Origin of the sequence: Methanosalsum natronophilum (assembly GCF_024808815.1) — an archaeon.
GTDB lineage: Archaea > Halobacteriota > Methanosarcinia > Methanosarcinales > Methanosarcinaceae > Methanosalsum > Methanosalsum natronophilum.
Window position 1 is genome coordinate 114,497 of sequence record NZ_JANUCS010000001.1, and the last position, 11,595, is coordinate 126,091.

Sequence of the window (11,595 nt, forward strand, 5' to 3'; positions counted from 1 at the left end):
AGCTACTTTAATTTAATCATCAAAGTTAAATCCAAGCATGAAAGTTCCCAAACCTTGTTCTTTTGTAACTTCCATTTTATCTTTTATAAAATCATCTGAAGGTGGTGATGGCGACCCAAGTTTAACATCAGTAACCTCAGTTATTCTACTAACTTCGGGACAATCTTTTGGGGGCATCACTACAGCTATTTTTTCAGGATCTTTCATTGCAGAACTTAATGTATTTTTCCCATATATAACTAAATTACCAATAACTAAAGTGTTCTCCTCACATTCCCACCTTTTTAATTCTTCAGGATCATTTACCTCTTCACCTATAATCTCATCATAATGCTTCAGAATAACATTCGGCCCTTCTGGCCACTCATATTCCATTGTTGTTGTAAATGCAATAACAATATCTGATTTTATTACTTCTTTGACTCCCTGATTATCTCCATAACCAAGTCCCATAAGCGTCATTTCAGATGCTTGTTTTTCCAGTTCTTCAATTCTATCCTTATCTTTTTCAGCTAAAACGTAAGTATCTTTAACACCTTTTATTTTCTTTAATTCTTCCATTACTTTCTCAATTACATCATCTTTTTCCATAAACACACCCCTATAGAAGTTGTTATGTATAATTTTACTAATACTTTAATTCATATAGACATTAGTTAGCATTACAAGTATTTATCCATCCTTGTGATTGCTCAAATCTATTTTTGCTACTTGAGTAATTTAAACCCTTTAACAGTATAATCTAACAACGCAATATATTTTACTAATGTTTTTATGGCACAAATGAGACAAAATATTGAAATAACACATTTTCATCCCAAATATAAGCTTATTCAAAAATTATAGCCAATAAATTTTATGATGTAACTTTAATTATTTGAATAAAACTCATGGGAATTATATAATTAGCCTAATTATAAATAAACACCTATTTATCAGATAAAATCTATAGAAAATATAAAAATTTAAATACCATCTGCTGTCCAAATTGGAGTTCAATTATGTCTGCAGAAGTTTATGCAATTGCATCAGGAAAAGGAGGTACTGGCAAGACTACAGTTTCAATTAATTTGGGAGTGAGCCTCGCAGGATTAGGAACTAGAGTAATTGTCATAGATGCAGACATTGCAATGCCAAATGTTGGGTTATTGTTAGGTGAAGATAAGATCAATAAAACCTATCATGATTACATTGCAGGGCATTCCAGTATTGAAGAAATAATCTATGAAGGTCCAGGTGGTTTAAAGTTTATACCTGGGAGTTTAACTTTAGATAACATTGCTGAAATAGACACAACTCGAGTAGTAGAACTCATTGATTATTTAAAACACCGTTTTGATTTTATATTAATCGATACTGCGCCTGGAATATCTAGAGAAACCGCAGTTGTATTAGAATCTGCAGATAATACCTTTCTAGTAGTTAATCCAGAAATTTCTTCAGTTGTAGACTCTTTAAAAATAAAAGTTTATGTTGAAATGAAGGAAAGAAGTATTAAAGGTATAATCTTGAATAGAACAAATATTTACCAAATACATTCACCATCTGAAATTGATGAAAGTGAGGATGAAATTCCAGATGAAGACATAAAAAACATACTCGAAAGTTCAATTTATGGAAGAGTGCCTGAAGATCGCATTATAAAAAAAGCATCTTTCCAGAGAGTGCCTGCAGTTTTGCTTGAGCCGAGTGCCAACGCATCAGTTTTCTTTAAATCGATTGCATCTAAGATAGCAGGCTATGAATATGATTTTGAGTACCAACAAAAGGTAAGTGATAAAAGTAGTTTATTAAAGAAAATAATTTCACTTTTTTCAATAAGAAAAAATAAAAATGAAAATAAAAATTGATATTTATGCAAGAAAGTGATATGAATTCAGAAAAGAGTTCAGAAGAAAATGGCAGTTCTAATAAAAAATTCTCTCAAAAGAAGGATTTTTTTGTTAAAGAAGTTGATTACAATAGCTTGAATCATTATTCCAAACAGGATGAGATAAAGCATTTACGTAATAAAAGCCATGATAGTTTTTCAAGTATCCTAAAAAAAAAACTCCAACCTAAGCAACTTTTTTTATACAGAAAAAATCTTGTTCGCGAAAAAGAAATCAATTCAAACCCAAATAAAAATGTTTTAAATAAAATAATTGGTAAAGAAAAATATTTTCATGAGGATTATAATTACATAAAACATGGTCCCCTTGTAGACTTTACTATTAGCACAGAGGCTACATATAAAGAAGTTGATGTTTATCGTGTTAACCCTCCTTACTCCTATATTAGAATAGTACATGAACCTCATTTGCATGAGTACCAGTATCATGTAATAGAACCAATTTTAACTGATAGCGAAAATAAACTTCTTGAGTTCATCAAAACTAAAATCTCAGAAACTCTAACTATAAGCTTGGAAGACTTAGAAATCGATAAATCAACAATAAGAATTAAAGAACATGTATACAAGCTAGTATCAGATTACAATATATATTTATTTCCAAAAAGTAGAGAGAAAATTTTATACTTTATTTTAAGAGATCATTTAGGCTATGGTAAAATAAATTCAATGATGGAAGACCCAAACCTTGAAGATATATCTTGTGATAGACCAAAAAGCCCTATATATGTTTATCATAATAAATACGGTTCAATACCATCAAATGTTCTTTTTGAAAATGATGACTTACTTGATTCTTTTGTAATCAAATTAGCGCAGCGTTGCAATAAGCATATTTCGATAGCAAACCCTTTATTAGATGCATCTTTACCTGACGGGTCACGTGTTCAATTAACTCTAGGAAAAGAAGTTACTTCTTTTGGAAGTAACTTCACGATAAGAAAGTTTAGAGATATGCCAATGGTGCCATCAGAGCTTATTGAAAACAAAACTTATTCAGCCGACATGATGGCTTATTTATGGGTTGCAATTAATGGAAATAAAAGTATACTTTTTGCAGGTGGCACAGCTTCTGGAAAAACAACATCAATGAATGCTGCATCTATGTTTATTAGTCCTGAATTGAAAGTAGTCTCTATAGAGGATACAAGAGAAATTAACTTAAATCATCCAAACTGGGTACCTTCAGTTACCAGACAATCATTTACTGGTGAAGATAGGGGGTCTATAGAGATGTATGAACTACTTAGGACCGCACTCCGTCAAAGACCTGAATACATCCTAGTAGGTGAAGTCAGAGGATCTGAAGCTTATGTTTTATTTCAAGCAATGTCAACAGGACATACAACTCTATCTACAATGCATGGAGATAGTGTAACTTCAGTTATACATAGACTTGAGAATCCTCCAATCAACATTCCAAGAATAATGTTGCAAGGACTCAATATTATTGCTATAATTGAAAAGGTAACAATTGGAGGAAAAAGGGTTAGACGATGTACTTCAATTACAGAAATTGTTGGCTTAGATTCGCGTACTGGTGAAGTTATTACAAATGAAGTTTTTTTATGGAGCCCTGAAAACGATAGTTTTACTTATACAGGAAAATCTTATATTTTTGAAAATATTATGAAAAGTAAAGGATTGAGTGAGGAAGAGCTTTCCAATGAAATGAAAAACAGAAGAATTGTGTTACAATGGGCAGTTCAAGAGAAAATAAATAACTATAAAAAGTTCTCTAACTTTGTTGTAAGATACTCAAAAGAACCCGAGAAACTGATTAATTCCATCTTAAAGGACCTAAAAGTGCATGATTAATTCCTATTTAAAACTTGCATATACTCTGATTGGCTGGTATTTTACAAAAAATGAGCTGAAATACCACAAGCTAAGAGAAAACTTGATTAAATCTAGACTAAACTTATCTTTTGATATATATCTCTCTGGAGCATTTCTCACATCATTAATAACAGCAATTTTTGGAACTATAATTGTAAATATTTTATTAAATTATTATTCAATTCCCCTATATTTAGTTGAAATTACAAGGGACGTTATCTGGTTAGCTCCACTAATGGAATACATATCAATACTATTCCATCTTATTATTTCAGTTCTAATTGGTATTGCTTTAATACTAGTTGTTTATACATCTTGGAAATTATATCCGCGATTTATAGCTCAGAAAAGAGCACAAGATATTGATCAAAAGTTAGCTTACGCAATAAGTTTTATATCAAGTATGTCGGATGCTGGTGTACTTCCAATTGATCTTTATAAAAGCCTGGCAAAAAACCATAATTATGGAACTATTGCATCTGAGTCAAATTTTCTTGTTAAAAATGTTGAGGAGCTTGGTCACGATCTTGTGACAGCTACAAGAATTCTAGCTAAAACTACACCTTCAGAAAAGTTTGCAAACTTTTTACTAGGTACTATTACTGTAATTACATCAGGTGGACAGTTAAAACCATACCTTTTCCAAAAATCAGAACAATTCTTTCTTGAAAAGCAACAAGAGCAAGATGAATTTATAGATGTATTAAATCTTTTAGGTGAAACTTATGTAGCTGCATTTGTAGCTGGGCCACTTTTTCTTATAATAGTGATTGCAATAATGTCATTAATAGGTGGTGATGCAAACATAGCAGTTTTACAATTGATAATATACTTAATAATCCCAATAGGTAATGTACTTTTCATTGGCCTGGTTCATTCTATGACACCGGAGGTATAATTATCAAACTCAGAAATATCTTGTCCAGAAAAAAATATAAGGTCAATTCTAATCTTACTGGAAGTGAACTGAAAAAGCTGGAAGACTATAATATTGATATAAGGTTAAAAAACGTTCAAAGATATACTAAATTAAAATATTTTGCTAAATCACCTATTAAATCATTAAAAGAATTTCCAGAATATTCTTTTTTCTTTACTTTGCCTTTATCAGTTACTTTTTTTATTTTAGCTTCTATATATATCTGGGATTTTACCTATATAGATGATATTGTTTTATTTTCTGTATTAATACTGTTATCAATACCAGCTTATACTTATCATAAAAAGAACAATGTAATTGATGATATTGAAAATAATATCTCAACCTTTTTAAGAGATCTAGCTGAACTAAATAGGGCGGGTCAAAGTCTTCCACAAGCACTGAGTAAAGTATCTAAAAACGACTATGGAGAGCTTACCTATCATATCACAAAATTGAGACGAGATTTGGCATGGGGAATGACTTTTGAAGAAGCACTTAAAGATTTTGTTGATAGAGTCGATACGCAAATAATCTCAAGAGCTACATCAATAATAATTCAGGCTAACAGAGCAGGCGGGAGAATATCTGACGTATTGTTAGCAGCAAGTAAAGATACTAAAAATGTAAAGAATATGGAGAAAGAAAGAAAATCTAACATGTTCATTTATGTGGTAATATCTTACCTTTCTTTTCTAGTTTTCTTATTTGTTGTTCTATTAATCTCTTCTACTTTCATCCCCATGATGTCAGAAGTTGGAGACGTTGGAGCTGCTGATACAGGTAATATTCAGTTTCTAGCTACATTTGATGAAGCAATATTTATTCAGTTAATGTATCATGCTTCATTAATACAGGGTTTCTTTACAGGATTTGTAGCTGGCAAAATGGGTGAAGCTAAAATCAGTGAAGGAATGAAACATGCTATAGTTCTTACATTAATTGCATGGTTGTCTTTTACCTATTTAATATAACGTTTTTAAAGGATTTTGTAGCTGATTCTTTTACATTCTTAAATATATCATTACCATGTGAATCAATCCCAACTATTAATGGACCAAAGTCTTCTATATATAACTCCCATACAGCTTCAGCCATTCCAAAATCTTCCCAGTAAACAGCGCTTATTTTTTTTGTTAACTGGGATGCAAGTGCAGCACAACCTCCTGTGTATGCTAAATAAACTGAAGAATGTCTCTTAAATTCATCTGCTAGCCCAACCATACCTCCTTTCCCAATTAAGAACTTGACGTTGAACTTTTCAAGAATGTATGGAGTTAAATCTAATAATCTATTGCTTGTCGTTGGTCCAGCTGAAACAACCTTCCAGATCCCATCCTCTTTTCTAATCAATGGACCACAATGGTAAATAACACCGCTATTTAGATCAAATGGAATATGCATTTTATTTTTTGAATACTCTATTATTCTTAAATGTGCTTTATCACGTGCAGTATATACTGTTCCCGTAAGGTATACAATATCCCCTATAGCTAATTTATTGATTAGTTTTTGTTTTACAGGCAAATTTATATGATACTCCATAGATTAGGCCTCGAATAAAATGGATGAGTGCCTATTAGCCCAGCATTGAATATTGATTGCTACAGGCAGAGATGCAGTATGACAAAAAGCTTTATTGATAAGCACCCCAATAGCTGTATATTTGCCACCCGTACCCATCGGTCCTATTCCCAGAGAATTAATCTTTTTTAGCACCGATAATTCATGAGTATTCATTGAATTAATATCTCGTAACAATGCCTTTTTTGATAAGCGAGCAGATTTATCAAAAGATCCGCCTATACCAACACCTACTATGACTGGTGGACACGGCATCCCGCCAGCGTTTAGAACCGTTTCTACTATGAAATCATCTATAGTAGATATAGGGGTATTAGGATTAAACATTCTTAGTGCACTCATGTTTTCAGAGCCTGCACCTTTAGGTGCAACTGTGAGCTTTAATCCACTTCCATCAAACACATCAAAATTAATATCTGGAATACCTTCACCTAAGTTATTTCCACTATTTATTCGTGTTATAGGATGTACAGAATTTGGTCTTAAAGGGATTTGTTTCGTGGCTTTATCAACTCCTCTTTTTATAGCATCTGAAATATCGAAATTAAGTGTCAAACTTTTACCTATATCTACATAAAATACTAAAATACCCGTATCCTGACACATAGGAATTCCTTTTTGAGAAGAAAGCTCTATATTATCAATAATAGCATTTAGATGAGCTTTACCTAGATCACTCATTTCATCTTTTTTAGCTGTTTTTAGAGCATCAATAATATCTTCAGGTAAGTTGGTTTGAGAGTCTTTTAGAATAGTATAGGTAGCTTTGACTACTGTATCATATGTAATCTCTTTGTCACAAATAAATTCCATTATTGAACAACCTTTAATAGAGATTTAGGTGCGGGAGAAGGGATTCGAACCCCCGAACGCCTTCGCGAGTAGATCTTGAGTCTACCACCTTTGGCCACTTGGTTACTCCCGCTCAATGAGTCTAGCTTATTTTTCAGAATTATAGTTCAATTGTACATTAGATTGAACATTTTTAGAAAATAATCTGAATTAAGACTTTTAAAGTAAATTAGTTCACTATCACACAAAACACAAATTTATTTTATATATATATTTTGGTATTGGTCTTTAGGTGAAAAGCAAAAAATGATTTAAAGGATTATACTTTGTAGGTTTTTTCCAGTTAAAAGCTTCAGCCTGTATTTATTGAACTTTGAACCCAGCTTAGATAGTTACGATCTCCTTCTAACTGCCAAAACACTATACATGGTAATTCATAGCTATGTAAATCCTTAACTTCTTTATTGATATGTTCAAATTTATCATCTGTACTTTTCGCCAAAATAACATATTCAGTATCTTCAACGACTTCTTCCTTCCAAACATACATTGAACTTATAGGGAAAATGTTAGCACAAGCAATAAGTTCTTTCGATAATAATGAAGTTGATATTTTCTTAGCTTCTTCCATATCTCCCACAGTTATATATACTTCTATAAACATAATGCCACCGATTTATAATAATAAGATTAATATTATATAAATATTAAATAAAGCTTCATTCCATCTATTTGGTGATTTTTTGAGTAGTACTACAATCTTCCTTGCTATTTTTCTATTATACTGGATAATAGTGTCAAATCTTAGTAAAAGGGGTATCTTGGACAAGTATAACATAAGTGCCCATGGACCATTGCTTATGATTAGAACCGAAAAAGGTCTTAACTTTATAGATAAAATAGCTGCTCCAAAAAAGTTCTGGCGTTTTTTTGCTAATATTGGAATAGTAATGATGTTCATAGGTATGGCCTCAATGTTTGCAATCATATTGCTCTCTGACATTATACTATTGACATCATTAGGTACAGAGCAAGTACCAGAACCTGGTCAGCTCCATGAACCAAGAAATATATTTTTGATACCTGGTGTTAATGAATTTATCCCAATTGTTTGGGGATTAATAGCTTTAATAGTTACCTTGATAGTTCACGAATTTGCACATGCAATACTTTCAAGAGTCGAAGATATTAAAGTCAAATCTATGGGTTTACTTGTAGCTCTTGTTCCCATTGGAGGCTTCGCAGAACCTGATGAAGAACAGCTTTTTGGAGTTAAAAAAGATACTAATGAAGATTTAAAAGAAGATTACTATAAGAATAAGAATGTTTCCGATGAACCCAAAATTGCAGGGAGAAATCAAAGGGCTAGGATACTTTCTGCAGGAGTTATGGCTAACTTTGTTGTTGCATTAATTGCTTTATCTCTGTTCTTTGGACCTGTATTAGGTGCTATAGGTCCAGCAAGTAACGCGATGATAGTGGATGTTGATCCAAACTCTGATGCCTATGATAAACAAATTAGAGATGAGATGATAATAACTAAATTGGACGACACATCTGTAAAAAGTGCCCAAGATGTATTACACTATTTAAGCACTTTAGAAAAAGATACATATGTTACTATTCATGCGAAATCAGGTACTGAGATTAATCAGTATGAACTGCTGTTAGAAAAACCTCCTGAATCTGAAGCTTTAGGTATTCGTATAATGGAGGTTATGCAAAATACACCTGCCAGCGAATCTGGACTTGAAGAGGGAATGATTATCAAGGAGATTGATGGAAATCCTATAAAATCGCTTGAGGATTTCAGGATTTTCATGGCAGAGACTCATCCTAATCAAGTAATAACGTTAAAAATTGCACCTGAATATGATTCAGATAACTATAAGGATATCGAAGTTGAACTTGATGCACATTTAGATAATGAAGAGCAGGGTTACCTAGGAATAGTTAGTGGACCTATTGGAGAAATACCCACATCACTTGGATTCACTGTAGGAGATATTTCAGTTGGTTACTTTGCAGCTGATACTTATCTAGAAATGCTAAAAGATATGCCCTCAATGCTAACGCAAATAGGTGGATGGCTAATAATTCTTGGGTTCCCAATTGTTGGTTTTGCAGGAGAGGGTTTTCCAGGTTTTGGAAGTACTTTGGCACAAGCCTATGAACCTCTAGGATGGGCCGAGCCACTCGGTATGGGAGTATTCTGGATTGCAAACACATTATTGTGGATCGGTTGGCTTAATTTTTATGTAGGCCTATTTAATTGCCTGCCAGCAGTACCTCTTGATGGTGGACATGTATTCAGAGCATATGCTCACAGTTTTGTAGCTAAATTAACTGGAAATGAGGCTAAAGCAAACAGGATCGCATCTGCAACCACTGCATTTCTTTCACTATTCATCTTGGCCTCCATCCTTTTTATGATATTTGGGCCATATATTGTACATGGTTTTTAATCAGGGGTTTCAAGTTAATTTATTAATCCCTCAATTTTCCAAATATTTTTTTAATGTCAACCGGGTAAAATAGCTTTATGTTACATCTATTGAAGCTATTCAAACCCTTTTAACAAAAAATCTAATTTTAGTGTATGCGCAGAAACAGAAATTATTAATATCAGCAGTTGCAATGTATTGCTGAAGTAAGGGCTCGTAGGGTAGTGGATATCCTAATGGGCTTCGGTACATTATATTTAAAATATAATTGTGAAGAAACCCATTGACTCGTGTTCGAATCGCGGCGGGCCCGTTGATATTTAAATTTGCATCTCAAAACCTACTACAGGTTGCCCAAGTCCAAAACTTGTAATAACTTTTGGATAAAACTCACCCATTACACCAACTACTTTTTCTCCAACAACTATATTTGCTCTTCTACCTTCTAAGAATGCGGAGTCATTAGACTCAACTAAATTATATTCTAACCCTTGTTCCCTCATAATTACATCAATAAGTTCTTGAATTTCAGTAAAGTTTGCAAACGGATGAATCGAAACTGCTGCCAAGTGATGTTTATTTATTTCATTTTCTACTATTTCACCAACTTCGAATATTCTTTGTGGCAACTCACGATGTTGATTTAGTGATAGTATTTCTAACAAATTTGGCAAAAGGTTAGTGCGAAGCATCGTCTGTTCTTCGCTGATTGGATGTAACAAATAAGTTACACCTGGTGTTTTTTCCCTGCACATCATCTCAAAGTGGACTTTTTCATTTGTTAGTGTGAAAGGCATTACTTGGAAATAGCCAAGGCCTATCATTAACTCCCTGAATTTATCTTCTTTTATGGAGGAACTGTGGCCACTCCCTACAGTTGAACTTTCGGGGAACTGAGGTATAATTTGATCAAAACCATAACAAATAGCAATATCTTCTATTATATCATAGCTGTGTAAGATATCAGCCCTATATGCTGGAATATCAACTTCAAATGTTTCTGGATCTATTTTTCTAACACCATATCTCATCTTTTCTAAGTTTTCAACTATATCTCTATCTCTTAGTGGAATACCTAGTAAATCTTCAATGTCTTTTTTCTTAATTTCCCAAGTAACCGGCTTCAGATTAGGGGTTACTTCAACATTACCATCCAAATCTTCTATAGAGACTGATTCGATAGTCCCACCACGTTCAGCTAAAGCTGTCACCACAATGTTCAACGCAATATTTACAGTATCATCCAAGCCCGTCACATCGATAAAAAGGTCAGTGGTATCTTCTGTAACTCTTGTCAGGTTACCATTAATGATAGGTGGAAAAGAAAGTACTTTGTCTTGTTTATCAAGTATTATAGGATATTTATCAAATTTATCTAAAATGTGTGCAAATGCCTTACCTTTTGGGTGTTTGACTAGGATTTGTTCTAGTGACAGTTCATTAGAGAAATCTAGTGGTATGAATTTAAATGATTTGTCCATAGGTAAATACCTAAAAGGAGATTGTACATGATTAAGATCATGAACACCAATAGAAACTTTCTTACGGTTCCTACCAAGTCCCCAATGAAGATCTTCTTGGAGATCCATAATTGTTTTAATAGAATTTGAATCAAAATTAATTCCTTTTACAACAGCACATACAATATTTGGACGGATTTTTAAGAGGCCTTTATCTACTAATAGTTTAAAGTTGGATTCTTTTACATTATACTGACAAAACCCCTTTTCAATTCCTAAGAAACCTCTCATCGCACGAGAAACTCCTTCGACACTATATAGATCGGGTCTATCAGGGAAAAATTCAATATCTATATAATCATTTTCTATTCTTTCCACATCTGCTCCAATCATTGGTATCCTTGAAATTATTTCAGAACTTTCGGATGATGTTAAATCTTCTAGGTCAGTATAAGGTAAAGTTATTACTGGCATTTCTAATGTCCTCTTTATACTTTTGAGATTAGTGAAATTAGTATGAGCTCAAGTCTTTAAATATCTAACTTTTGATTTAACACTTTTCATAACATAACTAAACTATTTATGGCACAATAACAAGACATAAATCAATAGGTTGATTAATAAGTAGAAATAAACCAAGTGGTATAGATTTCCAACAAATAGCCA

The 11,595-nt window shown here is 32.7% G+C and carries 10 protein-coding genes and 2 tRNA genes; 6 read left to right on the top strand and 6 right to left on the bottom strand.

Going from position 1 to position 11,595, the window contains the following annotated elements; genetic code table 11:
* Window positions 1-12 precede the first annotated feature (12 nt).
* Window positions 13-591 carry a hypothetical protein gene (locus J2T59_RS00595; RefSeq protein WP_259133064.1) on the bottom strand — a complete coding sequence of 193 codons (579 nt, stop codon included), beginning with the start codon at window positions 589-591 and terminating at the stop codon, window positions 13-15.
* 410 nt (window positions 592-1,001) lie between these two features.
* Here J2T59_RS00595 and minD point away from each other — a divergent pair, with 410 nt between their 5' ends.
* The 4 genes from minD (at window position 1,002) to J2T59_RS00615 (ending at window position 5,623) form a co-directional block, all read left to right on the top strand.
* Window positions 1,002-1,850 (top strand): cell division ATPase MinD, encoded by an 849-nt coding sequence (minD, locus tag J2T59_RS00600; RefSeq protein WP_259133066.1) that lies wholly within the window; start codon window positions 1,002-1,004, stop codon window positions 1,848-1,850.
* A gap of 5 nt (window positions 1,851-1,855) precedes the next feature.
* On the top strand, window positions 1,856-3,709 hold the full coding sequence (locus J2T59_RS00605; RefSeq protein WP_259133067.1) for a type II/IV secretion system ATPase subunit: 1,854 nt from the start codon (window positions 1,856-1,858) through the stop codon (window positions 3,707-3,709).
* An 82-nt stretch (window positions 3,710-3,791) separates the two neighbouring features.
* Window positions 3,792-4,628, top strand: a complete 837-nt coding sequence (locus tag J2T59_RS00610) for a type II secretion system F family protein (protein ID WP_259133068.1) — start codon at window positions 3,792-3,794, stop codon at window positions 4,626-4,628.
* Between the two features lie 20 nt (window positions 4,629-4,648).
* Window positions 4,649-5,623 carry a type II secretion system F family protein gene (locus tag J2T59_RS00615; protein WP_259133069.1) on the top strand — a complete coding sequence of 325 codons (975 nt, stop codon included), beginning with the start codon at window positions 4,649-4,651 and terminating at the stop codon, window positions 5,621-5,623.
* Here the strand turns inward: J2T59_RS00615 and J2T59_RS00620 are convergent.
* From J2T59_RS00620 to cutA, 4 genes are all read right to left on the bottom strand, one after another.
* Window positions 5,607-6,194 (bottom strand): FumA C-terminus/TtdB family hydratase beta subunit, encoded by a 588-nt coding sequence (locus J2T59_RS00620; RefSeq protein ID WP_259133070.1) that lies wholly within the window; start codon window positions 6,192-6,194, stop codon window positions 5,607-5,609. The genes J2T59_RS00615 and J2T59_RS00620 overlap by 17 nt on opposite strands.
* Before the next feature lie 3 nt (window positions 6,195-6,197).
* Entirely contained in the window at window positions 6,198-7,046 is an 849-nt protein-coding gene (locus tag J2T59_RS00625) for a fumarate hydratase (protein ID WP_259133071.1), read from the bottom strand.
* 29 nt (window positions 7,047-7,075) lie between these two features.
* Window positions 7,076-7,158, bottom strand: a tRNA-Leu gene (locus J2T59_RS00630).
* Window positions 7,159-7,377: 219 nt separating this feature from the next.
* Window positions 7,378-7,689, bottom strand: coding sequence for a divalent-cation tolerance protein CutA (gene cutA / locus J2T59_RS00635; protein WP_259133072.1), 312 nt, complete (start codon window positions 7,687-7,689; stop codon window positions 7,378-7,380).
* 79 nt (window positions 7,690-7,768) lie between these two features.
* Here cutA and J2T59_RS00640 point away from each other — a divergent pair, with 79 nt between their 5' ends.
* Both J2T59_RS00640 and J2T59_RS00645 read left to right on the top strand, forming a co-directional pair.
* On the top strand, window positions 7,769-9,490 hold the full coding sequence (locus J2T59_RS00640; protein ID WP_259133073.1) for a site-2 protease family protein: 1,722 nt from the start codon (window positions 7,769-7,771) through the stop codon (window positions 9,488-9,490).
* Between the two features lie 189 nt (window positions 9,491-9,679).
* Window positions 9,680-9,782, top strand: a tRNA-Arg gene (locus J2T59_RS00645).
* 7 nt (window positions 9,783-9,789) lie between these two features.
* Here the strand turns inward: J2T59_RS00645 and pheT are convergent.
* Window positions 9,790-11,403, bottom strand: a complete 1,614-nt coding sequence (gene pheT, locus J2T59_RS00650) for a phenylalanine--tRNA ligase subunit beta (protein WP_259133074.1) — start codon at window positions 11,401-11,403, stop codon at window positions 9,790-9,792.
* Window positions 11,404-11,595: the final 192 nt, after the last annotated feature.

What these genes read in the sequence shown, in the direction of transcription:
- pheT (WP_259133074.1), bottom strand. Translation starts at nt 11,403, where the DNA reads ATGCCAGTAATAACTTTACCTTATACTGACCTAGAAGATTTAACATCA.
- minD (WP_259133066.1), top strand. Translation starts at nt 1,002, where the DNA reads ATGTCTGCAGAAGTTTATGCAATTGCATCAGGAAAAGGAGGTACTGGC.
- J2T59_RS00605 (WP_259133067.1), top strand. Translation starts at nt 1,856, where the DNA reads ATGCAAGAAAGTGATATGAATTCAGAAAAGAGTTCAGAAGAAAATGGC.
- cutA (WP_259133072.1), bottom strand. Translation starts at nt 7,689, where the DNA reads ATGTTTATAGAAGTATATATAACTGTGGGAGATATGGAAGAAGCTAAG.
- J2T59_RS00595 (WP_259133064.1), bottom strand. Translation starts at nt 591, where the DNA reads ATGGAAAAAGATGATGTAATTGAGAAAGTAATGGAAGAATTAAAGAAA.
- J2T59_RS00625 (WP_259133071.1), bottom strand. Translation starts at nt 7,046, where the DNA reads ATGGAATTTATTTGTGACAAAGAGATTACATATGATACAGTAGTCAAA.
- J2T59_RS00620 (WP_259133070.1), bottom strand. Translation starts at nt 6,194, where the DNA reads ATGGAGTATCATATAAATTTGCCTGTAAAACAAAAACTAATCAATAAA.